Source organism: Pseudomonas sp. MPFS, from assembly GCF_022537035.1.
Lineage (GTDB): Bacteria > Pseudomonadota > Gammaproteobacteria > Pseudomonadales > Pseudomonadaceae > Aquipseudomonas > Aquipseudomonas sessilinigenes.
The window spans coordinates 2,435,348-2,459,786 of record NZ_CP066123.1; the positions used below are offsets into that span (position 1 = coordinate 2,435,348).

Below are 24,439 nucleotides of genomic sequence, written 5' to 3' on the forward strand. Positions count from 1 at the left end.
GTGACCAGGTACGAGCGCAGTGCCAGGCGCTCCGAGGTTCGGCTCCGGCGAGGTCGCAAAGTGCCGAACCTGGGATTTGGCAGCTTGCGACCTTACTCTGTTTTACCGCTGGAAAAAACCGCCGAAAAACCGCTTGGCAGAGCCGGTGGCGTGAACTGCGGCACCTGCATTGCGCAGGCATTTGTCAGCGGCGTCGGTGGCGAGGAGCGGTAGTCCGTGACAGACAAGGGGCGGTCGGCTTCCTGTTCAAATGCAATAAGGCCGTTGGGAGGGATCCTGGCAGTGGTCAGGCTCCTGTAGCCGATATTCAGCCCAGCGCCGGCAGGCGTCAGGTCCAGGTTCAAACCGACACTCTGCACCGTTGTCGACAGGGTGTAATCGGTCGCTTGTGAACGGATCGAGACCCAGCCGATGTAACGATCCTCGCCGGCGCTGTCGATGTAGTGCAGTGAACAGGCACTTTGCGTACAGAGCAACAGTACGATGAGGGACCTAATTGATGCAGCCGGCATAGTTCTTGTCCCCACCGTTGAGCCTCGGCGCTTCCTGCGAGGCCTTGATCAGCGCTGCGGTTCCTGTGGCGAAGACATAGACATTGCGTGCTCCACCTATATGAGTCTTGGGGGCCACCGTGTCGGAGGTGGTGGTGTTGATGGAGACATTCGCGTAGACCGCCCCTACCTGGTCGTTGACGATAGGCAACTTGACTCCCACGCCACGCTTGTAGCCAAAGTTGATCCCGGTTGCGGTGGCCTCGCCCCAGCTCAGGTCGAGCAATGACCATGAGGTATAGGCTCCGAATATGACCGGGCCCACGGCAGGCGGCTGAGGGTCGTTCAGGCTCCTGATCTTTGCCAATGCCTGGGGCGCGACACTTGGGTTTTTCATCGCCGCACATTTTGCGGCGTCCCCGACGGCAACCACTTCGTTGATCACCACGTCGGTATACGCAAGGTCTATGTCGGATGTGCCAAGTACATCGAATGCACTGCCATCTTTCTTGGGGGGCGTGACGTTCAGCGTCGCATTCTTTACACCGATACCGGCTCCGTCGCTCGAGGCATCGATGCCCACGCGGGTATAGGTTCCAAAATACAGCGAGTGTGACGTGCAGCCCGTGAGGGCAAAGGCTGTAATGAGTGCAGTTATTTTCATCATGCACCTGCAAAGTAAGGTCCCGTTCCTGCGCCGCTTTGTTCTCGACATGACAAATACCTGGAAAGATCGTCGAGCAGGCGGCGCAAGGTTCTTGGCTCAGAGTTCCTTGAGGTAGGCCGAGGCGGCGAAACCGTCAATCAGCCCGTCGCCATGCAGATCGATGCTCGACCATTCCTGGTTGACGGCTGTGGCCACTACTTGTTGGCCGGATTTCAACCTGTCAACGACGCTGTAGCTCGTCCCGGGACCACCGCGAAGCATCAGGTCGCTGCGGGATATCACTTCATGGTTGAACGGCAGATGGACATTCAGAGGCTCGGGTGCAGCGTGGGCGAGGGTAAATGCGCCGAAGTCGCTCTGTTGTGGATTGCTCTGGTTGTAGTCGATACCGAGGCCGCACAAGATGGCCGAGGGGGCTCTTTGCAGGAGGTTGTAGGTACCCTTGGCCAAGGCATTTTGGGTACCGTTGAATTTTGCCGACATGGAAAGCCATATCAGCGAACACAGTTGAAGCTGAAACAATGTGCTGCCGGTTGCCCCGGAACCATAGACGCCCACACGATAGTCCGGCTGGCCGTTCGAAAGTTGGTTGAATGCCCGTTGCACACCCTGGAAGTACGGGACGATATGGCCGTGGATCTGATCGTCATCGGCGTCGAAGTCCACCGAAAAGTAGATGGCCGAGCCCTTGGGTTGGCCAATGTCATTCATCGCATAGCGGTAGGCTTTCAGACCTGCTTCGTAGCCTTGGTAATCAGAGAAGTCCCCGACGCTGTTCTGGTTTTGTTGAAAGACAACGGCGATGTTCATTCCCGCTTCACATATCGACTGTGCCTCTATAAGGGTCAGGCATTTGTCGGGAAATTTCTTCGAGTTACTGAAGTTGTAATATCGAATAACGGTTCCTATGTTGTTTTTCTGTAGGGCGGAAACTTTTGCAGTGGTGTTGTAAGGTGTGTCGACTATCAACATGGTGAACTCCTGTGTCGAAGTGTGCGACGAGTTTCCAGTGAAGCGTCTGATGGGACTGGCTAGTGTGTCTTTCTTGCAAACTAATTGCCGATGTGGTTAAGGTGCCCTGCTTTTTTGCATTGAACTTTCAAGGTTGTTCATTCGGTCTTTTAGTTCATCGATCCTGAGTTCGACTCCCTGTGGTGTTAATCCGGTAAAAGTTTGTTTTTTCGGTTGTTTGATAATGGTGCACGGCTGGCCTCCACAGAGGTTCTGCACAGTCGTCAGGTCAGGTACTGCAACCGGATTCGGCTTTTTAACCACTTCTCTGGCCTCGGCCACGCGCAAATTCACTTCAGGGCAATCCTGAGTGGGTTCGCCTATGTAGATGATCGCCTTGGCAAACGCGACCTGCGTATCGGCGGAAGACGTGCTGTTGAACTGGCTCAGGATCTTGTCTATGAGCTGAATGGCCGAGGAGCAGGTTATTTTTGCCGAGCCGTTGTCATTGGCAGCGCAGGGAAGTGCGATCAGAACAGGTAATAGGCATGAACAAACCAGCATCGACTTAGTCATGGGGTTGCTCCTTGGGTGGACTTAGTTGCTGAAGTGCCTCTTCCTTTGACCTGAAGCCAGGATGCTGCTGCACTGCAGGCGAACTGGCGTCCTGGGCAACCTGATGCGCTCCGGTTCCCAGGTAGCTGATGGTGGTAGTGGGCGAGGAATAGGAGTGTTCGGTTCGGGCGAGGATCGCGGTCACGATAATCACCGCGCCGATGAAGAGGCCGAGAATCCCTGGTGAGTAGGTCGACAGGGCGAAATTCCCGGAGAGGGCGGCTGTGTCCTTGAGGTCTCCGGAAAAGGTGGTGGCGTTCTTGTGGGCAAAGAACGAGACCGCCAGGCCGGCAAAGGCGATGGAAGCCCCCACCAGAATGCAGAGCAGGCGCAGCAGCGTCAGGTCGATCAGGGCAATGCAGGAAAAGATGAAATCCAGGTCGTTGCCGCCTTCAAGTTGCATGACGCCGACCAAGGTGGAAACGGTGTAGGCGACAAATGAAAGCAACAACATCAGGAACAATAACAAGCCACCTCCGGCACCAAACCAGATATAGCGTTGCCAATGATGAGTTTCGCTATTTTGGCTTTTGTCTGAAGAGGTGTTCTTTATTGCTCCAGCAGCTTCATGAGAGGCATCCATTATTTGGGGTTCTCCCTGGTGTGTGGCAATCGGCTATTAGCGGTTTAGTCGTGGTTTCGGCAGGCGTCAATGAGTGTTTAAAGTTATTTTTCTGGATGTAACATGAGTGGAACAACCAAATTGTTAGTTGGCTAATTTGTTTAAATTGTTGCTTTGCGTGCTAACTTGTTTTTGCGCATTGAAAGTTCTTGATCAGCTCGGCCGGTAGAGGACAGCACTGACGAGTTCGCTGTCGGATCGAGCGCTCTGAGTTGTGGATGTGACCCATGGCCAGTGTGAGTTGTCGCAAGAAACGGCTGAAACTGAGTGGATTTAAGGTCGTGCCCGGTCCAAGACAGGCTGATGCCGTAATGATATTCTTGCGCTGAATCGGTTCATCGTTTGTGCAAAAATATGCCCCCTGTGCTTTGCTTCAAATGGCCTGATCGGGTCCTTTGCAAGCGTGCGGGTGTCTCTGGCAAAACCGCCGAGCGTAATGTCAGGCAGTGTCCATCCACCTTCCTTGGTGGAATCCGACCCTTTTTCCCTGCTGGTTCCCGCGAAGGCGGGTACCGCCATTGCCCGTCGATTCGGCGCCAGCGGAATATGGAAAGGAGCAGGGTGGCTGCCTGTCGGCTGCGTCCCGTGACGAGCCCCGAGTAACAAGTGTCACTCATGTAGCTGAGCCAACAACGACAAGAAGTCAGCACCGGAGCGATATAAAACTGAGGTCGAGCGCGTTTCGTCGGCCTTGTGTGCCCACCCCCCAGTTCTCATGAATGCGTTCATCCGGGACCTGCGAAATGCCTGTTTCGCACCCTCCGGGATTCACAGGATCGAGGATCGGGCGGCGGATGGCGTTCTATCGTAGGTACTACAGAATGTTGAAGAAAGTGAACACGGCCCTCATCGGGCTGGCGATGTCGATAGGTCTGACGACCGCCCATGCGGCTGAGCCGAAGAAAGTGGATGTGCTGCTGATCGGCGGCGGCATCATGAGTTCGACCCTCGGGGTCTGGCTCAACGAGCTGCAGCCGGACTGGTCCATGGAGATGGTCGAGCGCCTGGATGGCGTGGCCGAGGAAAGCTCCAACGGCTGGAACAACGCCGGTACCGGTCACTCGGCCCTGGCCGAGCTGAACTACACCCCTGAAGGCAAGGACGGCAAGATCGAGATCGCCAAGGCCATCGAGATCAACGAAGCGTTCCAGATCTCCCGCCAGTTCTGGTCGTGGCAGGTCAAGACCGGCGTCCTGAAGAACCCGCGTTCGTTCATCAACTCCACGCCGCACATGAGCTTCGTCTGGGGCGATGACAACATCAAGTTCCTCAAGGCTCGCTACGAGGCCCTGCAAGCCAGCCCGCTGTTCAGCGGCATGCAGTACTCCGAAGACGCCGAGCAGATCAAGAAGTGGGTTCCACTGATGATGGAAGGGCGTGACCCGGCGCAGAAGATCGCTGCGACCTGGAGCCCGATCGGCACCGACGTCAACTTCGGCGAGATCACCCGCCAGTTCGTCGCCCACCTGCAGGCCCAGCCTAACTTCGCCCTGAAGCTGTCCAGCGAAGTAGAAGAAATCGAGCGCAACCAAGATGGCTCGTGGCGCGTGACCTACAAGAACCTCAAGGACGGTTCGAAAACCGAGACCGACGCCAAGTTCGTGTTCATCGGCGCTGGCGGCGGTGCCCTGCACCTGCTGCAGAAGTCGGGTATCCCCGAGGCCAACGAATACGCCGGTTTCCCGGTGGGTGGCTCGTTCCTGGTAACCGACAACGCCAGCGTTGCCGAGCAGCATCTGGCCAAGGCCTACGGCAAGGCTTCGGTCGGCGCGCCACCGATGTCCGTACCGCACCTGGACACCCGCGTGCTGGATGGCAAGCGCGTGATCCTGTTTGGCCCGTTCGCTACCTTCTCCACCAAGTTCCTCAAGGAAGGTTCGTACTTCGACCTGCTGACCAGCACCACCACCCACAACATCTGGCCGATGACCAAGGTGGGCATCGAGCAGTACCCGCTGGTGGAATACCTGGCTGGCCAGCTGATGCTGTCGGATGACGACCGTTTCGCGGCGCTCAAGGAATACTTCCCCAACGCCAAGCAGGAAGACTGGCGCCTGTGGCAGGCCGGCCAGCGCGTGCAGATCATCAAGCGTGACGAAGAGAAGGGCGGCGTGCTGAAACTGGGCACCGAGATCGTCGCTTCCCAGGACGGCAGCATCGCCGGCCTGCTGGGCGCTTCCCCGGGCGCTTCGACCGCCGCGCCGATCATGCTCAGCGTGCTGCAGAAAGTCTTCAAGGACCAGGTCGCCACTCCAGCCTGGCAGGAGAAGCTGAAGCAGATCGTACCGAGCTACGGCACTGCCCTGAACGACAGCCCTGAGCGTGTGGCCAAAGAGTGGGCCTACACCGCCGAAGTGCTGCAGCTGACCACGCCGCCACCAGTCAAGGGTGCGGCTCCTCAAGCGCCGGCCAGCATGGCCAAGCCTGAGAGCAACCCAGCGGCCGACATGGCGCTGTAAGCCCCGCTCCCGCCCGCGTTCGCCGGGCGGGACATCGCCGATGCCCTTGGCATCGGCTGGCTGTTCCGATTGCGGTGGCGTGTCGCCGCCGCAATGGGGCAGCAAATTCCCCAAGCCTTCCCAATCTTGCCTTGCCATGCGGCAGTGCGCCCCTGCGCCTGTGTGAAGGGGTATCATGGCGCGCCCGCTCCTGGCGGACATGCCCCAACCCTCGGAGTCACCACCCAGATGTCCAGCATCACCCTGTTCCAGGCCCCGCCCGCCGAAGCCATCCAGAGCCAGATCCAGCAGATGGTGGTGGACTACATCACCGACATCAGCGCGGTCGCCATCGCTCCCAGCAATCCGCTGTACAACCTCTACCAGTACGGCGTCGGCTACGAGGTGCACCTGTACCTGCAGGCCATGGACGGTTCCCGGGATCTTGCCGTGGAGCTGCTGGTGGCCGGCGACCCGCTGGACCCGGAGCAGGTACAGGGCTTCTTGCTCTACCTGCCGCTCAAGGACGACCCCGAGGCTTGCGCCGTGGCCTATATGGCGGTCCGCCAGGACCTGCGCCGCCAGGGTATCGCCCGGCAAATGCTAGCGGCGATGCGCGCACGCTATCCCCATGCCGAGCTGGCCTGCAGCCCGGCCAAGCTCCAGTGCTTCGAGGCCCTGGGGTTCCAACTGCTGGGCGCCCGCGGCCCGCAGCTGCTGATGAACACCCGCGAGCATGGCAGCGATGGCTTGCTGGCAGTGCTGGATGTGGCGCCGATCTACAACTCGGTGGAGGTGCGGCAGATCCATGCCTACCTGCTGGCGCAGCATGGGCGCAAGGCGATGATCGAGGCGGAGAAGAAGCGCGACCGCCACCTCGACCAATTGACCCGCCAGGCCCAAGCCCTGGTGCGCGAGCGCCTGGGCGAAGCGGCCTTGCATCGCTCGCGGGCACCGCGCCTGGTCTGACCCTGTTCCTGCAGATCTTGCGGCCCCTGCGCGTCCGTGCGCAGCCCGGGGCCATGGCTCCTGTAGCCGCTGTCGAGCCACGGCGAGGCTGCGCCAAGGCCCGCAGGGCCTTCGGATGGTGCTGGATAGAGGGGCTTGTGCCGCTGCTCTGGCCTGGATAATCTCGCGCAAACACGCAGAATCGGGCATCAACATGCAAAACCTGCATTCCTCCGCTGAACTGCCGTCCCTGCGCCGGCAAAAGATCCTCCTGCTGCTCGAGCGCGACGGCAAGGTTATGGCCGCCGAGCTGAGCCGGCATTTTTCGGTCTCCGAGGACACCATCCGCCGCGACCTGGCGGAGCTGGATGCCGCTGGCCTGGTGCAACGGGTCCACGGTGGCGCGCTGCCCCGGCCCAGGGACAGCGGCAAGGATTATTTCACCCGGGTGGGCGAGACCGACGCGGTGAAGATGCGCCTGGCGCAGTTCGCCGCACAGTGGGTGCAGGAGGGGCAGACGGTGTTGTTCGACTCCGGCTCCACCACCTTGCACATCGCCCGCTCGCTGCCCCGGGATATGGGCCTGACCGCGGTCACCGCCTCGCCGCTGATCGCCGTGGCCCTGGCCGAATACCCCAGGGTCCGAGTGATCCTGGCCGGCGGCCAGCTCAATCCATCGACATTGGCCGCCAGCGGCCATGAAGCGCTGCGGATGCTCCAGGGGATCAAGGCCGACCTGCTGTTCACCGGGGTCTGCGCGATCCACCCGGAGATCGGCATCAGCTCCCTGCATTTCGATGAAGTGCCGATCAAGCAGGCGATGTTCGACAGCGCCGCGCAAGTGATCGCCGTGACCACCGCCGACAAGCTCGGGGCCATGGAGCCTTTTGTCGTGGCACCCTGCAACCGTCTGCACCGGCTGGTTACAGAGCGGGAAGTGGCGAGCGCGGAGCTCGAAGGCTATCGACAGCAGGGAGTCGAGGTACTGCAGGTCTGACCCTTGGCAGTTACCAGAGCAGGGCTTCTACTTCGTCGAACCTGTCCGCCACTTTCAGGAACGTCTGCGCCCAGCCGCTGCTGAGGCTGACTTCCTGCAGCGGACCGGTGACGGCGAAGAGCACCGCCACACTCGACTGCTCGGGCAACCTTCCGGCCTGCAGGGTGGCGATCAGCCCACGCAACTCGGCGCTAGCCTGCTCCTGTCCGGTCCAGCTGGACCAGCAGAAATCGTTGTCGGGCAGCGACACCAGCTCCAGCGCGGCCTCTAGTACAAGGATCAGTGCTTCGCGGGACCGGCTGCGGTCCAAGCCCTGGTGCAGCAGTTGCTGGGTGCGATGCAGATCCATGGGTCAGCCTCTGGGGCAGAGGGTATCGGCTTGCTGGCTCATCCACTGCGCCATCTGCCGCAAGCGGCTGCTGAAACCGGCATCGGCGGGACTTGTTGCCGTGGCGAGCTGGCGGAACTCGTCGATGGGCAAGTGCATTTCGGGGTAGCGCCGCACAAACAGCTGGGCATGCTCATCCAGGCTGCGGGGCCAGCTCGGTTCCTGCTCCGGGCGCAGCAGGTTGGTCGCGCGAAGGAGCTTGCGCGAGGCCTCGCGTTGCAGGCGCAGGGTCTGCCCAGGGGTTGGCGCGTGGTCGATGCGCGTGGCGTAGTCGTTCAGCACCGCAAGAAAATCGCCGTTCACCGCCAGGGCTATTTCCCGGCTGGGCTTGAACGGGGCGAAGCGCTGGCGCAGGTCCTCGCCCAGCAGGCAGCGACAATGATGCTTGAGCCAATAACCCCAGCTGGGGCGATTCTCGCTGGCCAGGACTTGCTCCAGGTGGCCGATATCGAAATCGATCTTCGACACCTCGGGGTGCCGCGCCTGAAATTGCAGGCGCAGCTGTTCCAGCTCATCGAGCAGGCCCGGGGTAGGTGGCTGTCGCAGGATGAGGGTCAGGTCCAGGTCGGAGACCCCAACCCGGGCCTCGCCCCGGGCCACGCTGCCGTACAGGTAGAGGCTGTGCAGCGATGGCTGGCCCAGGCGGTGGCACAGCTCATCGAGCAGGGCACCGAACCCAGGTTGCAGGGGCGGCTCGGGAGGCAACTTGATCAAGCCTTCGGCATCGACGCCGAACGTACTGGGCATTTGCATGGGATGGCCTGCGAGAAAAAACCATCGCCAGTTTAACAGGCTGCGGCAGGTCGCTTGGCGCCTGCCGCAGTCTTGCATCGCTCAGTTCTTGAAGGCCGAGTGCTTGCGGCCCTGGTCACACAGGGCAAACACCACCACCAGCACCGCGGCAATGGCGAGGATGATCACCACGCCATCGGTGGAATGGGTGGCCGAGGCGGCCACCAGCGACAGTCCGCCCAGCGGGGCCAGGCCACCGGCGATGGCGGTGCCGATCTCGCGCCCGGTGCCGAAGCCCGAGGAGCGGGTCGCGGTGGGGAACTGTCGGCTGAGGAACGAGCCCTGGGGCGCGAACATCATCGGTGCCAGGATGCCTGTGCCGACCCCGATGGCGAGGTAGATCATCAGGCTGTCGCCGGTGTTGAGCAGGGCCAGGAAGGGGTAGGCGAACAGCACCGAGAACAGGCCGCCGAGCACCAGGACGGTCTTGCTGCTCCACTTGTCGCACAGCCAGCCGAAGAACGGCACGGCGACGATGGCCACCAGGCTGGCGATGGTCACCGACAGCGAGGTCACGTGCACATCGACATGCTTGTACTGGGTCAGGTAGGCCAGGGAGAAGGTCTTGAAGATGTAGCTCAGGGCGTTGTAGCCGATGGCCACGAAGAACACCACGGCCAGGCCCTTGAGGTCGTTCTTGAACAGTGCCTTGAGCGGCGAGGCCTGGGCCTTGCGGCTCTGCTGGTCCAGTTCCTTGAACTCCGGGGTTTCCGGAATGCTCTTGCGCACCCAAAGGCCGACGCCCACCAGCACGATGCTGCACACGAAGGGAATGCGCCAGCCGCCGGCCAAGAGGAATTCGTTGCCGTTGATGGTCAGCAGGTAGATGGTCAGCGACGACAGCAGCAGGCCCAGGTTCAGCCCCAGTGCCGGCCAGGCGCCCTGGCTGCCGCGCTTGCCTTCGCTGGCGTGCTCGTAGGAGGTGACCGCCGCGCCGGACAGTTCGGCACCGGCACCCAGGCCCTGGATGATCCGGATCGCCACCAGGATGATCGGCGCCCAGATGCCGATCGAGGCGTAGCTGGGAATCAGGCCGATCAGCGCGGTGCACACGCCCATCAGGCAGAAGGTCAGCACCAGCACCTGCTTGCGCCCGAACTTGTCGCCCAGGTAGCCGAACAGCACGCCGCCGAAGGGGCGGGCGACAAAGCCGATGGCGAAGGTGGAGAACGACATCAGCATGGCGCTGTTGGGGTTGCTGGTATCGAAGAAAATCTTCGAGAAGACGATCGCCGCCATGGTGGCGTAGAGGTAGAAGTCGTACCACTCCAGCATCGAGCCGAAGATGGTGGCCGCCGCGACCTTGCGCAGGCGTTTCCTGGTTTGCTGTGGGGTTTGCGCTGCAGTAATGCTGGGTTCAACTGCGGTCATCGGGTGCATCCTCTTGGATCATTGTATTTATTGTCGGGTGACGCGAGCACGCGATCCTGCCGGCGTCGTCGAGGCGCCGGGCAACGCGAGTGCCAGGGTGTTTCAGCCGGCCTGGAAGATCCGGTCGGCGATCATCGAGCCAATGGGAATCGCCGAGGTGGCGGCGGGCGAGGGCGCGTTGCACACATGCAACATGCGCGAGGTTTCGGCGAACAGGAAATCGTGGACCAGGCTGCCATCGCGCATCACCGCCTGGGCGCGGATGCCCGCTTCACAGGGCAGCAGGTCGCTGACCTCCAGGGACGGGCAATACTTGCGGCACTGCTCCAGGTAGCCGGACTTGAACAGCGAATTCTTCATCTCGGTCGTGCCGGAGCCGAGGTTCTGCCAGATGGTTTTCCAGAACCCGGGGAAGCTGGCGTATTGCGCGACATCGCGCCAGTTGATGGAGAACTTGCGGTAGTTTTCCCGGCCCAGGCCCAGCACCGCGTTGGGGCCAACGGTGACGCTACCGTCGATCATGCGGGTCAGGTGCACGCCGAGGAACGGCAGCTCCGGGTCGGGGATCGGGTAGATCAGGTGGTTGACGATGTCGTTCTTCGCCGCCGGCAGGCGGAAGTACTCACCGCGAAAGGGGATGATCTGGTGATCGATCCGCACCCCGGCCAGGGTCGCCAGGCGGTCGGACTGCAGGCCGGCGCAAGCCACCAGTTTCTTTGCCCGCCAGCTGCCGCCATGGGTGCCGACGCTGACGCTGTCGGCGTGCTCCTGGATGGCGGTGACGGTCTGGCCCAGGCAGATTTCGCCACCGGCGCGGCGGATCACCCGGGCCATGGTGTCGCACACCTCGCGATAGTCGACGATGCCGGTGGCGTCGAGGAACAGCCCGCCCAGGCCGACGATGTTCGGTTCGCGCTGGCGCAGTTGTTCGGCATCCAGGCGCTCGACCTTCAGGCCATTGAGCTGCGAGCGCTGGTACAAGGCTTCCATGCGCTGCACTTCCAGGGTATTGGAGGCCACCAGCACCTTGCCGCAAACCTCGAACTTGATCCCATGCTCGGTACAGAACTGCTTGGTGGCCTCGGCGCCGCGCTTGCACAGGTCGGCCTTGAGGCTGCCCGGCGCGTAGTAGATCCCGGCGTGGATCACGCCGCTGTTGTGCCCGGTCTGGTGCTTGGCCAGCACGCTTTCCTTTTCCAGGACCACCAGCGAAGCGCCGGGCTGGCGCTTGAGGATCTCCATCGCCGTGGCCAGTCCGACGATGCCGCCGCCGATGATGCAAAAGTCGTAGATCATGGTTCCAGGTGTCCGTATCAGTCTGGTTATCAGGTTGTCAGACTAAGTAGTCCGATAAAAACCGCAGGCTCGGCCTGCGGTCTGGCGTCAGTTGGGTCAGTCGAGGGTCGGCAACTCCAGGCCCAGGCGCTTGGCCGAGGCACGCAAATGGGCATCGGCACAGCCAGCGGCGGCCTGGCGGTCACCGGCGGCGATGGCCTGGTACAGCGCCTGGTGTTCCTGGGCCGCGTCGGCCGAGCCGCCCACCAGGCGCAGCGCCGAGTTTTCCCAGGCCGTCTTGCGGGCACTGGCCAGCTGGCTGCGCAGGAAGTCGTGGAAGGCCACGAAGTAATCGTTCTTGCTGGCTTCGGCGATGGCCCGGTGGAACGCTACGTCGGCCAGGGCCGCCGCTTCGAAATCACTGCGCTTGTCGTGCATTTCCTGTAGCGCGGCTTGCATGCGTTGCAGGTCATCGGCATCCCGGCGCTGGGCGGCGATCGACGCGGCCTGGGTCTCGATCCACAGGCGCATCTCGAACATCTGTGCCAGGTCCGCCAGGCGTCCCTCGCTCTGGGGGAAGCGGAACACCGTGCCGGCCGGGGTCTTGGAGATGTACGAACCCAGGCCACGGCGGGCGATCAGCACGCCATCGGCCTTGAGCTGGGCGATGGCCTCGCGCACCACCGAGCGGCTGACATTGAGCTGTTCAGCCAATTGCTGTTCGGTGGGCAAGCGCGACTCGGGAGCCAGTCGGCCGGAGTCGATCTCATTGCGGATGGCGTTGACGACCCGTACGACCAGAGAGTCGGGGCGCTGGAGTTCGAGCATGGGTAAACCTTTTAAGTCAGGTTGTCAGACAATAGCCGTGGCGAATTTTTCCTGTCAAGAAAAACCCGCGACAAGGCGCCGCATCAAGCCGTCAGGCGACAGCCGAAAATCAGGTCGTCGAAATCCTCGCCGCCTAGCTGGAAGGCCCGTTCGTCACGGCGCTGGAGGACGAAGCCGCATTTCTCCAAGACCTTGCAAGACGCCGCATTACCGTCGGTGACCGTGGCGATCAATTGCTTGATGCCCAGGGTGTGCCGGGCGTGCTCGATGACGGCGCGCAGGGATTCCACGGCCAGTCCCTTGCCTTGATGCTGCGGACGCAACAAGTAGCCGACCTCGGCCTCGGCGGCGTTGCTGTCGCTGATTCGCAGGCCGGTGAAACCCAGGCCCTCACCGCTGTGACGGTCGTTGATCAGCAGGCACAGCCAGTGGGTCGAATCCGTATTCCAGTGCGGTAGGCGCGAGGTGAAGCGCTCCTCGATCTGCGCTCGGGAAAGCGGGTCGCAGACATAGCGCAGGTTATCGGGGTCGCTGTGCAGGGCCAGGAACAGCTCCCAGTCATTGGCGGTGAGGGAGCGCAGGTGCAGGCGTTCGGTGTGCAGTTCCAGCATGGAGCGGTCCTTGTCCTCGGGTTGGGGGATGCCCTTACTCTACCGCTTCAGCGCCAGGGGTTAAGAAAACTCTGATCGCGCCAGAGTATTTTTCGCATAAGATCTCGGCCTGATTTCGCAAGGACGGGCAGGTAACCGTGAATTGGGATGATCTGCGGTTCTTCATTGCGGTCGCCAACGCCAGCAACATCACCGATGCCGGACAGGCGCTGAAGGTGTCGGCGGCCACGGTCTCGCGCAAGATCCAGATGCTGGAGCAGGCCTTGCACACGGCGCTGTTCCTGAAGACCACCCAGGGCTATTTCCTCACCGAGGCCGGCCGTGACTTGCTGCCCATGGCGCTCGAGACCCAGGAGCGCCTTGGCCAGATGGAGCGCCAGTTGGCCCGGCCCGGTGCGCGCATGGCCGGGGTGGTGCGCATCGATTGCCCGGAACTGATGGGCAGCCACCTGTTGATCCCGGCCCTGGCGGCGTTTCGTGCGGGTCATCCAGAAATCCGTTTCGACTTCGTCAATGCCGCGCACTCGATCAAGCTCACCCAGAGCCACAGTGACCTGGTGCTGCGCCTGCACCGGCCAGAAGCCGGTAGCAACTTCACCTTGCGCAAGGTCGGCGCGCTGACCCAGGCGCTGTTCTGCTCCCCGGGGTATGCCCAGGCCCAGGGGTGTCCGCAAGCGCCCGAAGACTTGGCCCGGCATGGCTTGATCGGCTGGAACCAGGCCCTGGAGCATATGCCCCTGGCCCGCTGGCTGGACCAGCTCAGTGGCGGCCAGCCGCTGTGGATGAGTACCGCCAACCTGCAGGCGCAACTCCAGGCGGTGCAGGCTGGCCTGGGGATCGCCGCCTTGCCGGCCTATATCGCCGAACCCCTGGGGCTGTGTCGGGTGTTGCCGGATGTCCCGGCGCATCGGGCCGATATCTGGTTGCTGCGCAACCTGGCGACCCAGGGCCAGGAGCGGGTCGAGCACGTGGTGCAGTTCATCGATCGGGTGCTGCGCCAGCATGGCCTGCAAGACCACTGAGGCGGTCGGCTCAGGCCAGGCCATTGCGCAGGAAGATCCACGCCGCCACCCCCATCAGTAGCAAGCCGAACAGCACATTTTGCGCCTTGAGCAAGCCCGGCCTGGCACGTAGCAGCGGTTGCAGGCTCGAGCCCAGGCCCGCCCAGAGCAGGTGGCCGAACAGGTTCACCGCGATCAGCGCGGCGCTCAGCGTCACCACCGCCAGGCTGCCGGCACTGGTGGCCGGGCTGAAGGTGGAGAACATCACCAGCAGTATGACCAACCCTTGCACGTTGCCCAATTGCAACACCACGCCATCGCGGAACAACAGCGCCTGTTCTGGCTCGCCGGGCTTGCGCAGTGGTCGCAGCAACAGGCGCAGGCCGAGCCAGAAGATGTACAGGCTGCCGGCGATCCGTAGGCCCCGCAGCAGTTGCGGTTGCTGCGCCAGGCTGTGGTAGAGCCCGAGGCCCACCAGCAGGGCCAGCAGGAAGTAGGTCAGGTCCAGGCCGAGGATGAAGCGCAGGGAGCGGCGCACGCCGCTGCGGGCGCCGGAACTGGCCACCATCAGGTTGCCGGGGCCGGCACTCAGGGCCATGGGCAGCATGGTGGACAACCACAATGACCAGTTGATGTCGTGGATCGGGGGCACGCGCGATTCCTTGGAGGCAGTGCGGATTGCACCGGCGCCAGCTTAAGGCGCCGCCGGGGCAGGGGTTACCGCCAGGAATGCAAAGCGGTTTTTCAGGCCTGTCCGGCCTGCTCCAGGGCATTGTGCAACCAGCTGCAGAAGCTGCGGGTCAGCGAGCTGCCTTCACTGTCGCGATGCACCAGCCAGGCCCAGGTCGGGCCGCGCACGCTCTGTTCGCACAGCGGCTGCAACTGGCCCTGGGCCCGGGCTTGCCGGGCCAGCAGTTGGCTGACCAGGGCAATGCCGTGGCCGGCGCAGGCGGCGTCCAGCAGCAATCCCGGGTCGGAAAAGTTCAGGCCGTTGTTGCGCTGGCCAACATCCGTGCCGCCTTCCACCACCCAGTGGCTCCAGTCCATTTCCCGTTCGCCGTGCAAGGTGGTGCGCAGCGCCTGGGGCTGCTCCAGCAGGGACGGGTGGCAGGCCGGATAGAGCTGGTCGTTGTACAGCTCCAGGTAGCTGCATTCGGCCTGGGCGCTGAGGTCGTCGCGGATCGTCACGTCGATGGTCTGGGTGGTCATGTCCGGCGGCTCGAAACTGGTGAACAGCCACAGGTCCACCTCCGGGTGCAGGCGGTTGAATTCGCCCAGTCGCGGTAGCAGCCAGTGGCGGGCGAAGGCCGGGCTGGTGTTGACCACCAGTTGGTTGGGCTTGCGGTACTGCTCCAGGCGGCGAATGCCCACGGCCAGTTGCTGCAGCAGCGACTGGGTGGTGCTGCGCAGGTCATGCCCGGCATCGGTCAGGGTCACGCTGCGCCCGCTGCGGTAGAACAGCGGCTGTTCGAGGAAGGTTTCCAGGCTGCGGATCTGCTGGCTGATGGCCGATTGGGTCAGGTGCAGCTCCTGCGCCGCCTGGTGGAAGCTGCCCAGGCGCGCGGCCGCTTCGAAGCCGCGCAGGGCGTTCAGGGGAGGCCAGTGTTTTAACATTATCGATAAGCACAGCTAATCAGAATTTCACTAAATCTATCGTTTGTTGCGGGATTTTCAAAGCCATAGCATGGGCGCCATTGGTTACACCGGTATTTGTTGGCTGATAACAAAACCTTAATCGAGAGGCGCGATTCCCATGCACAGCAATGACAGTCGAAACAGCGGTTGGCGGATGCCCGCCGAGTGGGTGCCCCACGCGGCGACCTGGATGGTCTGGCCCCATAACCAGGACCTGTGGGAGTCAGGCTGGGGCGTGACCCTGGCCGGCGTACAGGCGGATTTCGCCCGGGTGGCCAATGCCATCGCACGTTTCGAGCCGGTCAAGCTGGTGGTCGATCCTTCGGCCCTGGAGAGCGCCCGGCGCCACTGCGGCGCCAACGTCGAGCTGCTGGTCCAGGCCGTGGACGACAGCTGGTGCCGCGACTCCGGGCCGAGTTTCGTCTGCCATCCCCAGCACGGGCTGGCCGGTGTCAGCTGGCGCTTCAATGCCTGGGGCGGCAAGTCGGCCCATGAGCTGGACCGCAGCCTGGCCCGGCGCCTGCTGGATCAGCTGGGGCTGGACTGCTTCGGCACCCACCTGGCCAACGAAGGCGGCGCCATCCATGTGGACGGCGAGGGCACCCTGATCACCACCGAATCGGTACTGCTCAACCCCAATCGCAACCCGGGCCTGGGCAAGGCCGAGATGGAAGAGATCTTCGAGCGCCTGCTGGGAGTGAAGAAAACCATCTGGCTGCCCGGCGATCCGGACTACGTGACCGGCGACATGACCGATGGCCATGTCGATGGTGTCTGTGCCTTCGCCCGTCCCGGCCTGCTGCTGGTGGACGCCACCCATGACCGAGGCTCGGTGTACGCCGAAGTGGTGCGCGAGAACCGCCGTGCCCTGGAACTGGCCCGGGATGCCCAGGGCCGTGCCTTCGAACTGGTGGAGCTGTTCGAAGCCACTGCCGCGGTGGACACCCAGGCCGAGGTGTTCTGCGCTTCCTATACCAACTTCTACATCGCCAACGGCGCGATCATCATGCCGGCCTACGGCATCGAGGCCGATCAGGTCGCGGCCCAGGTCCTGGCCAAGGCCTTCCCCGGGCGGCAAGTGGTGCCGGTGCAGATCAACCACCTGGCCCATGGCGGTGGTGGCGTGCATTGCATCACCCAGCAGCAACCGCGCTGGCCACTGGAGGTGTCGGCATGAGCAACTTGACCGTCGCAACGTTGCAGATGCCCTGTACCTGGGACCTGGCGGACAACCTCGAGCGTGCCGAGCAACTGGTGCGCGAGGCCGCGGCCCGCGGCGGGCAGGTGATCCTGCTGCAGGAGCTGTTCGCCACGCCGTACTTCTGCATCGAACAGCAGCACCGACACCTGGCACTGGCCGAAGAGTATGGCCAGAGCCGCATACTCAAGCGCTTTGCCGCCCTGGCCAAGGAGCTGGGTGTGGTGTTGCCGCTGAGCTGGTTCGAGCGGGCCGGCACTGCCTACTTCAATTCCCTGAGCGTGGCCGATGCCGACGGACGCCTGCTCGGGGTGTACCGCAAGACCCACATCCCCAACGCCATCGGTTACCAGGAGAAGGAGTACTTCAGCCCTGGCGACACCGGCTTCAAGGTCTGGGACACGGCGTTCGGCCGCCTGGGCGTGGGCATCTGCTGGGACCAGTGGTTCCCGGAAACCGCCCGTTGCCTGGCCTTGCAGGGCGCCGAGGTGCTGCTGTTCCCCACGGCCATCGGCTCGGAGCCTGGCGCGACCGACCTGGATTCACGGGATCACTGGCAGATGACCATGCGCGGGCACGCCGCGGCCAACCTGCTGCCGGTGGTGGCGGCCAACCGCGTCGGGCGGGAAGTGGCCCGCAGCGACTCAGAGCTGCACATGCAGTTCTACGGCTCCTCGTTCATCTGCGACCACAAGGGCCGGCTGCTGGCCGAGGCCGACCGCGACAGCACCGGCATGCTCCTGCATGAGCTGGACCTGGCGGCCATGGCCGAGGAGCGGCGGACCTGGGGCATCTTCCGTGATCGTCGTCCGGAAATGTACGGGCCCTTGCTGAGCCTCGACGGCCAACACCTGCACTCACGCTGGAACCCTCGGGAGGCATGACCATGAACCGCATTGGCATATTGCGCCTCGGCGCGCTGGCTCTGGCATTGATGGCTGCGCAGGTCCAGGCCGCGCCTGAGGAAAAGACCCTGCGCCTGTACAACTGGGCCGATTACTTCGCCGAGGACACCCTGGCGCGTTTTACCGCCGAGACCGGGATCAAGGTGATCTATGACGTCATGGAAGGCAGCGAGGTCCTGGAGGCCAAGCTGATGACCGGCGGCAGTGGCTACGACCTGATCTTTCCCGGCGATACCGTGGCCGAGCGATTGATGCACGCCGGCAGCCTGCAGAGCCTCGACCCTGCCAAGCTGGCGCAGATGGACGACATCGAGCCCGGCCTGCAAGCCTTGCGCGTGCAGTACCCCAGGGCCAGCCAGGCCACGGTGCCCTATACCTGGGGCACCATCGGCCTGACCTACAATGCCGGGCAGATCGCCCAGCGCTTGCCCAATGCACCGGTCAACAGCCTGGACCTGCTGTTCAAGCCGGAACTGGCGGAGCATTTCGCCGATTGTGGGATCTCGGTGATCGACTCGCCCGACGAAGTCCTGGCGGTGGCGCTCAATTACCTGGGACGCGATCCGCGCAGCGCCAAGCCGGCAGACCTGCAAGCGGCTGGCGAGCTGCTGCTCAAGCTGCGCCCCTACATCCGCAAGTTCCAGTCGCAGCCGGTGACCGATCTGGTCAATGGCAACCTGTGCCTGTCCCTGGGCTACAGCGGCGATGTGACCCAGGCCCAGCGCGCCGCCGACGCGGCAGGCAAGAAGGTCGATTTCCAGTACCGCATCCCGCGTGAGGGCACCACGGTCTGGATGGACACCATGGCGATCCCCAAGGATGCCCGGCACCCGGAGTACGCCTATGCTTTCATCAACTTCGTCATGCGCCCGCAGAACATGGCGGCCATCAGCAATTTCACCGGCTACCCCACGGCCAATGCCAAGGCACGGCCGCAGATCGATCCACGGATGGTGGGCAACCCGGATATCTATCCTGATGCCGCGACCTTTGCCCGCCTGGTGCCGGGGCGCGATATTCCCCAGGCCGACATGCGGGCCCGAATGCGCATCTGGACCCAGTTCAAGACGGCTACGATAAAAGCACCGTGAGCCGTTCCACTTCATGCAATCCCCCTTGAGAGAAAGACCGATGTCGACCCGACGTACATTCATCAAACAGGCCTCGCTGCTGGCCGGTTTCGCCGCCGTGACTACCCTGGGCCTGGGCGCCCGTCGGGTCTTGGCCCAAGAACAGGAACAGGAGGACTGGGTCATGCCCGACGAAGGCGATCGTCACCAGCGGGCCTTCATGGCCTTCGGTGCCCAGGACGCGATCTGGGAAGACTTCACTGGTGATGTGCAGGAGGCCCAGGGCCGTATTGCCCGGGCGATTGCCGCCCATGAACCGCTGACCCTGTTCTGCCGCGAGCATGAGCGCGACCTGGCCGAGGAGCTGTGTGGCACTCGCAACGTCACCTATGTGATCACCGAGCTGGACGATATCTGGATGCGCGATATCGGCGCCAACTTCGTGCTCAACCCCCGCGGTGAGTTGGGCGCGGTGGACTTCAACTTCAATGGCTGGGGCAACAAGCAGCGCCATTCCCGGGATGCGCGCCTGGCACGAAAGGTGGCCGATGGCGCGCGCGCCACCTATTTGCGCAGCGAACTGGTGGGCGAGGGCGGCGGTATCGAGGTGGATGGCCACGGCACCGGGATCATGACCGAGAGCAGCTGGATCAACCGCAATCGCAACCCCGACTGGAGCAAGGCCGAGGTCGAGGCCGAGCTCAAGGCTTGCCTGGGGCTGCGCAAGATCATCTGGCTGCCGGGGATCAAGGGGCATGACATCACCGATGCCCACGTCGACTTCTATGCACGCTTCGCGGCTCCCGGGGTGGTGGTGGCCAACCTCGACAACGACCCGGATTCCTACGACCACGCGGTGACCCGCGCGCACCTGGAGATCCTGCGCAACGCCACCGATGCCGATGGCCGCAAGCTCAAGGTGCACACCCTGTCGCCGCCCTTGAATCCGCGCAAGAGCCGCTTCAGCCGGGACAACGAAGACTTCGCCGCGGGCTACATCAATTACTTCGTGATCAACGGCGCGGTGATCGCCCCGGAGTTCGGCGATCCCGTGGCCGACGCCAAGGCCCATGACTTGCTTAGCCAGCTCTACCCCGGGCGCGAGGTGGTGCAGCTGGATATCGATGCGATTGCCGCAGGTGGGGGTGGCATCCATTGCGTGACTCATCAATTGCCGGCGGCCTGAGCCTGGGCGAAACTTGAAAGTGGTCTGCTCTTGAATATGGAATTGGCCTGATAAGGCAGGCCGTTCTGCCCCTAAGCTGGCGCTCTTCGATACCCCCGCAAGGCCACGGTCTTGCGGTTTTTCATGAGGAGCGTGTGATGAGCGAAAAACAGCAGGCGGTAACAGTACGTGCGATTCGGCCTGAAGACCGCGAACAATGGCAGGCGTTGTGGCTGGCCTACCAGGACTTCTACCAGGTGAACCTTTCGGAGCAGGTGAGCCAACGCACGTTCGAGCGTTTCTTCGATCCCCAGGAGCCGGTGTACTCGGCGGTGGCGGTGCAAGGTGGCGAGTTGGTGGGGTTCGTCAACTCCGTGCTGCACCGTTCGACCTGGGCCACCACGGACTTCTGCTACCTGGAGGATCTGTACGTGGCGCCGCAGGTGCGTGGGGGCGGCACCGGCAAGCAGTTGATCGAGTGGGTCCAGGCCTTCGCCCGCCAGCACGATTGCGCCCGGCTGTACTGGCACACCCATGCCACCAACAAGCGCGCGCAAAAGCTCTATGACTGGGTGGCGGCCAATTCGGGGTTCATCGAATACCGGATGCCACTCTAAGCCCTCGCCGATCCTGGCGGCTCGTGCCGAGCTGGCGAGGCTGCGTCCGGGCGCGTAGCGGCCGTAAAAAGGACGATGCGGTCGATCAGCTGCGCCGCCAGGCCGACCCGGTGGCCGCCACGGCTACGCTGGCTGGTTGAACACCAGGGCCTTCAGGCCGCACTGCACGTCGGCATCGGGAAATTCCGGCGGGTTGTCCAGGCGCTGTTCGAAATGCAGCCCTGGCGCGGCTTCGGCCATGCCGTCCAGCAGGAACTCCACGCTGAACGCCGGATCGTTCATGCAGGCCAGCACCCGGCCCGTCGGCGTCAGCAACTCCGGCAGGCGTCGCAGCACTCGCACGTAGTCCTTGCTCAGCACAAAGCTGCCTTTCTGGAAGGAGGGCGGGTCGATGATCACCAGATCGTAAGGGCCGCCTTGCTTGACCTTGCCCCAGGACTTGAACAGGTCATGGCCGAGGAAACTCACCCGGCCCAGGTCGTGGCCATTGAGCCGATGGTTGTCGCGACCACGGCTCAGGGCCGCCCGGGACATGTCGAGGTTGACCACTTTCTCGGCCCCGCCGGCGATCGCCGCCACCGAGAAACCGCAGGTGTAGGCGAACAGGTTCAGCACCTTCATGCCCTGGGCATTGGCCCGCACCCAGTTGCGCCCGTAGCGCATGTCGAGGAACAAGCCGTTGTTCTGCTTGCTGCCCAGGTCCACCCGGTAGTCCAGGCCTTCCTCGGTGATGGTGCAGGACTCCACCGGCTCGCCCAGCAGCCATTCCCCCAGGCTGTCGGGCAGGTAGCGGTGTTGCAGCATCAGGCTGGTGGCGCCGCTGGCCTGCCACTGCGCGGTGGAGCCCAGTGCCACCAGCAGCTGTTTCAAGGCCGCCAGTTCCTCGGCTTGCACTTCCTTGAACAGCGACACCAGCACCACGCCTTGCAGCCAATCCACGGTCACCTGCTCCAGGCCCGGCCAGCAGCGCCCACGGCCGTGGAACAGGCGCCGGGTTTCCCTTGGGGCAATGGCCAGGGCATCGAGCAGGTGTTGGTTGAGGGTGGCGAGGGCTTGAGGGTTCATCGGCGCGACCGGCAATTTTTCGGGGCGGCATTTAACCACAATTGCCGGCCGGGCGCGGTTCAGTCCAGGTGTTCCGGGCGGCCCTTGGCTCGCCATTGCGCCAGCCGGCCAGCGAGCACCGGAGCCAGCAGGTCGTAGTTGCTCCAGCTGCTCTCCACCCGGTAGATCGTATCGGGGATTGGCGCCAGAAGCTGCTCATAGTCTTCAATGTAGCGGCCGTAGTTGCCCTTTCCCGTGTAGTAGGCAACAGCGAAGGCATTGCCTTCGGCGTTGAAGTCTTCGTCGTAGAGTTTTTCATCGAGCATCTTGAACAGAAACTCGCAGCCGTCGAGTTTGCGCGAACGTAGCTGCGCCAGTTCCTCGGCGGCATCTTCTTCAAGTTCTTCGCTGGCAAAGCCGTTGAGCAGCATCCAGGCCAGGAACAGGCCGATATGGGTGCCCCCGGCGCTCGGTGGCAGGTCGCTGGGAAAGTCTCCGCCGTAATGCCAGGAAGCGTCGTCGTATTTCATCGGGCATGGGTCCTTGTGTACATGCGATTCAAAGAAGGGTGTTTTCCCATTTCTCGGTGCCGGCCAGGCGCCGCTTGACGTTGTCGATCCGCCATTGCCCGGCCGCCAGCTTGACCAGGAACCGGTACTCGTAGCGCAGCCTGCGCGAAGCGGGATCGCGGATCAGCACTTCGGCCTGGTTCGGCTTGAGCCGCTGGCAGGCCAGCAGTTCGTTGTCCTTCGAGTAGGTGGTGGGCGAGCCATAGGATGAGCGGGTATAGGCCCTGTCGCGCAGGGTACAGAAGCGTTCCAGCAGTTGTTGGGGTTCGGCCCAGAAATCCTGATCCAGGCCGTTGCGAGCCTGGGCCTTGCCGCGCCGTTCCCAGGCTTCCAGGGCCAGGGTGTAGGCCCGCACCTGGGTGACCGGGTCGCTGCTGCTGTGGGCATCGGCCGGCAGATCCGGCCACGGCAGGTGCGGGGACGGTTGCGCTGGAGGCTGTTCCCCGGCACCGGCTTCTGCCAGCAACTGCATGATTCGCCCATGGCCTTTTTCTTCTGCCAGGGACCAGGCGTTGCGTTGCTGGAAGTCCAGGTGCTGGGGGTTGGCGCCGGCCTGGAGCAACAGGCTGACCATCTCCGCGTGGCCGCCCTGGGCGGCGTTCATCAAGGCGCTGCGCTGCAGGTCGGGGGAAGCCTGGTCCAGGGCCGCGCCGTGTTCGATCAGCAGCTTGGCGATGGCGCAATCGCCGTTGCCGGCCGCCCAGGACAAGGCGCTGTAGCCCAGGGCCTTGCAGGGTTGTTGCAGGTTGGCGCCGCGTTGCAGCAGCAGGGCCACGGCGGGCAGGCGCCCGGCGATGGTGGCGGCCAGCAGCGCGGTGCGGCCGGTGCCCTTGTGCTTCCATTCGATATCCGCGCCGGCATCCAGCAAGCGGGTCAGTGCAATGAGATCGCCGCGAGCGGCGGCTTTTTCCAGAAGGTGGGACAAGGTCGGGAATCCGTTCGATCAACTAAAAGACGCCAGGCAATGGTAACGCCGCAGTACGCGGGTTTGCCATGTCGGGTTCAGCGTGGACGCCTTGCAGAGCCCCGAGTAGGATGGCGCCTTCGCCCGCAAGCCATGCCAGGTGCTGCTGGGGCCAGAGCGTTTTGCCGTTGCCGACCGACCACTGTTCAAGCTGGAGTCCAGGATGTTCAACGCCATTGTGATCGATAAAGACACCGCAGGTTACCGCGCTGATTTGACGCAGTTGGAAGAAGCCCGGTTGCCCGTCGGCGATGTCAGCGTGCGGGTCGCGTACAGCACCCTGAACTACAAGGATGGCCTGGCGATCACCGGCAAGAGCCCGGTGGTACGGCAATTCCCCATGGTCCCGGGTATCGATCTGGCCGGTACGGTGGAGTCCAGTGCTCACCCCAGGTTCCGTCCTGGCGAGCAGGTGCTGCTCAATGGCTGGGGCGTGGGGGAAAGTCATTGGGGCGGTCTGGCGCAGAAGGCCCGGGTGCAGGGCGACTGGCTGATCCACCTGCCGCAAGCCTTCACTGCGCGCCAGGCCATGGCCATCGGCACGGCCGGCTACACCGCCATGCTCTGCCTGATCGCCCTGGAACGTAACGGCCTGCGCCCGGGGCAGGGCGAGGTGCTGGTCACGGGTGCCAATGGGGGTGTCGGCAGCTTTGCCATCAGCCTGCTGGCGCGCCGGGGGTACTCGGTCATCGCCGCCACCGGCCGCCCGGAAGAGGCCGACTACCTGCGGCAACTGGGCGCCAGCCAGGTGATCGAGCGTGCCGAGCTGTCGCAGCCGGGACGGCCACTGGCCAAGGAGCGCTGGGTAGCGGCGATCGATTCGGTGGGCAGCCACACCCTGGCCAACGCCTGTGCCGGCACTGCCGCCGATGGCCTGGTGGCCGCCTGCGGACTGGCCCAGGGCATGGACTTCCCGGCCTCGGTGGCGCCGTTCATCCTGCGTGGGGTCAGCCTCGTGGGAATCAACAGCGTGACCCGGCCCTATCAGGAACGGGTCCATGCCTGGGAGCGATTGGCCGCCGAGCTCGACCTCGCTCACCTGGAGCTGATGATTCGCGAGGTGGCGCTGGGCGAAGCCATCGAGGTTGCCCATGAGCTGCTCGCTGGCACGATCCGTGGACGGGTCGTGGTCGATGTGAACCGCTGATCCCTCGCTGGCCGCGTGTGCCCACGGTAGATCCGAGTGGGCGCCACGGCCGAGCCGCTGAACCGGACAACACCCGGTCGGCAAACTCCCCGGGCCCTTTGGTGGCTCTTTCGCGTTCCTGATTCGAGGT

26 protein-coding genes are annotated in these 24,439 nt (G+C 63.4%); 10 read left to right on the forward strand and 16 right to left on the reverse strand.

The window, feature by feature from the left end; translation table 11 throughout:
* Nucleotides 1–92 precede the first annotated feature (92 nt).
* The 5 genes from I9018_RS11505 to I9018_RS11525 form a co-directional block, all read right to left on the reverse strand.
* Complete coding sequence (locus I9018_RS11505; protein ID WP_241109494.1) at nt 93–512, reverse strand: hypothetical protein; 420 nt, start codon at nt 510–512, stop codon at nt 93–95.
* Nucleotides 493–1,155, reverse strand: coding sequence for a hypothetical protein (locus I9018_RS11510; RefSeq protein ID WP_241109495.1), 663 nt, complete (start codon nt 1,153–1,155; stop codon nt 493–495). Before I9018_RS11510 ends, I9018_RS11505 begins: the two co-directional genes overlap by 20 nt.
* Nucleotides 1,156–1,254: 99 nt before the next feature.
* Nucleotides 1,255–2,130: a glycoside hydrolase domain-containing protein gene (locus I9018_RS11515; protein WP_241109496.1), complete on the reverse strand. Its 876-nt coding sequence runs from the start codon at nt 2,128–2,130 to the stop codon at nt 1,255–1,257.
* A gap of 96 nt (nt 2,131–2,226) precedes the next feature.
* Nucleotides 2,227–2,685: a hypothetical protein gene (locus tag I9018_RS11520; protein ID WP_241109497.1), complete on the reverse strand. Its 459-nt coding sequence runs from the start codon at nt 2,683–2,685 to the stop codon at nt 2,227–2,229.
* Nucleotides 2,678–3,307 carry a hypothetical protein gene (locus I9018_RS11525; protein ID WP_241109498.1) on the reverse strand — a complete coding sequence of 210 codons (630 nt, stop codon included), beginning with the start codon at nt 3,305–3,307 and terminating at the stop codon, nt 2,678–2,680. The genes I9018_RS11520 and I9018_RS11525 overlap by 8 nt, the downstream gene beginning before the upstream one ends.
* Before the next feature lie 860 nt (nt 3,308–4,167).
* Between I9018_RS11525 and mqo the strand changes: the two genes are divergently transcribed.
* From mqo to I9018_RS11540, 3 genes are all read left to right on the forward strand, one after another.
* Nucleotides 4,168–5,805, forward strand: a complete 1,638-nt coding sequence (gene mqo / locus I9018_RS11530) for a malate dehydrogenase (quinone) (protein ID WP_068586898.1) — start codon at nt 4,168–4,170, stop codon at nt 5,803–5,805.
* A gap of 228 nt (nt 5,806–6,033) precedes the next feature.
* Nucleotides 6,034–6,753 carry a GNAT family N-acetyltransferase gene (locus I9018_RS11535; RefSeq protein WP_241109499.1) on the forward strand — a complete coding sequence of 240 codons (720 nt, stop codon included), beginning with the start codon at nt 6,034–6,036 and terminating at the stop codon, nt 6,751–6,753.
* Nucleotides 6,754–6,946: 193 nt separating this feature from the next.
* On the forward strand, nt 6,947–7,729 hold the full coding sequence (locus tag I9018_RS11540) for a DeoR/GlpR family DNA-binding transcription regulator (RefSeq protein WP_241109500.1): 783 nt from the start codon (nt 6,947–6,949) through the stop codon (nt 7,727–7,729).
* A gap of 10 nt (nt 7,730–7,739) precedes the next feature.
* Here the strand turns inward: I9018_RS11540 and I9018_RS11545 are convergent, their stop codons facing one another.
* The 6 genes from I9018_RS11545 to I9018_RS11570 all read right to left on the reverse strand — a co-directional run bounded on the left by I9018_RS11545 (nt 7,740) and on the right by I9018_RS11570 (nt 12,994).
* Complete coding sequence (locus I9018_RS11545) at nt 7,740–8,078, reverse strand: hypothetical protein (protein WP_241109501.1); 339 nt, start codon at nt 8,076–8,078, stop codon at nt 7,740–7,742.
* Between the two features lie 3 nt (nt 8,079–8,081).
* Nucleotides 8,082–8,870 (reverse strand): nucleotidyltransferase domain-containing protein, encoded by a 789-nt coding sequence (locus I9018_RS11550; RefSeq protein ID WP_241109502.1) that lies wholly within the window; start codon nt 8,868–8,870, stop codon nt 8,082–8,084.
* Between the two features lie 81 nt (nt 8,871–8,951).
* Complete coding sequence (locus I9018_RS11555) at nt 8,952–10,280, reverse strand: MFS transporter (RefSeq protein ID WP_241109503.1); 1,329 nt, start codon at nt 10,278–10,280, stop codon at nt 8,952–8,954.
* 102 nt (nt 10,281–10,382) lie between these two features.
* The gene (gene lhgO / locus I9018_RS11560) at nt 10,383–11,576 is read right to left on the reverse strand and encodes an L-2-hydroxyglutarate oxidase (protein ID WP_241109504.1); all 1,194 of its coding nucleotides are present in this window, start codon (nt 11,574–11,576) and stop codon (nt 10,383–10,385) included.
* Between the two features lie 96 nt (nt 11,577–11,672).
* The gene (locus I9018_RS11565) at nt 11,673–12,383 is read right to left on the reverse strand and encodes a FadR/GntR family transcriptional regulator (protein WP_053136270.1); all 711 of its coding nucleotides are present in this window, start codon (nt 12,381–12,383) and stop codon (nt 11,673–11,675) included.
* Nucleotides 12,384–12,466: 83 nt separating this feature from the next.
* Complete coding sequence (locus I9018_RS11570; protein WP_241109505.1) at nt 12,467–12,994, reverse strand: GNAT family N-acetyltransferase; 528 nt, start codon at nt 12,992–12,994, stop codon at nt 12,467–12,469.
* A 137-nt stretch (nt 12,995–13,131) separates the two neighbouring features.
* Between I9018_RS11570 and I9018_RS11575 the strand changes: the two genes are divergently transcribed.
* Entirely contained in the window at nt 13,132–14,016 is an 885-nt protein-coding gene (locus I9018_RS11575) for a LysR family transcriptional regulator (RefSeq protein ID WP_241109506.1), read from the forward strand.
* A gap of 10 nt (nt 14,017–14,026) precedes the next feature.
* On the opposite strand, the gene I9018_RS11580 is transcribed toward I9018_RS11575, so the two are convergent.
* Nucleotides 14,027–14,647: a LysE family transporter gene (locus I9018_RS11580; protein ID WP_241109507.1), complete on the reverse strand. Its 621-nt coding sequence runs from the start codon at nt 14,645–14,647 to the stop codon at nt 14,027–14,029.
* 92 nt (nt 14,648–14,739) lie between these two features.
* Nucleotides 14,740–15,609 (reverse strand): LysR substrate-binding domain-containing protein, encoded by an 870-nt coding sequence (locus I9018_RS11585; RefSeq protein ID WP_241109508.1) that lies wholly within the window; start codon nt 15,607–15,609, stop codon nt 14,740–14,742.
* Nucleotides 15,610–15,748: 139 nt separating this feature from the next.
* Between I9018_RS11585 and I9018_RS11590 the strand changes: the two genes are divergently transcribed.
* From I9018_RS11590 to I9018_RS11610, 5 genes are all read left to right on the forward strand, one after another.
* Complete coding sequence (locus I9018_RS11590; protein ID WP_241109509.1) at nt 15,749–16,807, forward strand: agmatine deiminase family protein; 1,059 nt, start codon at nt 15,749–15,751, stop codon at nt 16,805–16,807.
* Entirely contained in the window at nt 16,804–17,712 is a 909-nt protein-coding gene (gene aguB / locus I9018_RS11595) for an N-carbamoylputrescine amidase (RefSeq protein WP_241109510.1), read from the forward strand. The genes I9018_RS11590 and aguB overlap by 4 nt, the downstream gene beginning before the upstream one ends.
* A gap of 50 nt (nt 17,713–17,762) precedes the next feature.
* Nucleotides 17,763–18,824, forward strand: coding sequence for an extracellular solute-binding protein (locus tag I9018_RS11600; RefSeq protein WP_228022324.1), 1,062 nt, complete (start codon nt 17,763–17,765; stop codon nt 18,822–18,824).
* Between the two features lie 40 nt (nt 18,825–18,864).
* Entirely contained in the window at nt 18,865–19,989 is a 1,125-nt protein-coding gene (locus tag I9018_RS11605) for an agmatine deiminase family protein (protein ID WP_241109511.1), read from the forward strand.
* A 137-nt stretch (nt 19,990–20,126) separates the two neighbouring features.
* Entirely contained in the window at nt 20,127–20,585 is a 459-nt protein-coding gene (locus I9018_RS11610; protein ID WP_124346417.1) for a GNAT family N-acetyltransferase, read from the forward strand.
* 123 nt (nt 20,586–20,708) lie between these two features.
* Here the strand turns inward: I9018_RS11610 and I9018_RS11615 are convergent, their stop codons facing one another.
* Genes I9018_RS11615 through I9018_RS11625 form a run of 3 tightly spaced genes read right to left on the reverse strand, consistent with a single transcriptional unit; the run spans nt 20,709 to nt 23,123 of the window.
* Nucleotides 20,709–21,650, reverse strand: coding sequence for a class I SAM-dependent methyltransferase (locus I9018_RS11615; RefSeq protein ID WP_241109512.1), 942 nt, complete (start codon nt 21,648–21,650; stop codon nt 20,709–20,711).
* Between the two features lie 59 nt (nt 21,651–21,709).
* A complete protein-coding gene (locus I9018_RS11620) occupies nt 21,710–22,159 on the reverse strand; it encodes a hypothetical protein (RefSeq protein ID WP_241109513.1) in 450 nt (149 codons plus the stop codon).
* Between the two features lie 28 nt (nt 22,160–22,187).
* Nucleotides 22,188–23,123: an ankyrin repeat domain-containing protein gene (locus I9018_RS11625; protein WP_241109514.1), complete on the reverse strand. Its 936-nt coding sequence runs from the start codon at nt 23,121–23,123 to the stop codon at nt 22,188–22,190.
* 202 nt (nt 23,124–23,325) lie between these two features.
* On the opposite strand from I9018_RS11625, the gene I9018_RS11630 reads away from it, so the two are divergent.
* A complete protein-coding gene (locus tag I9018_RS11630; RefSeq protein ID WP_241109515.1) occupies nt 23,326–24,309 on the forward strand; it encodes an MDR family oxidoreductase in 984 nt (327 codons plus the stop codon).
* Nucleotides 24,310–24,439 lie beyond the last annotated feature (130 nt).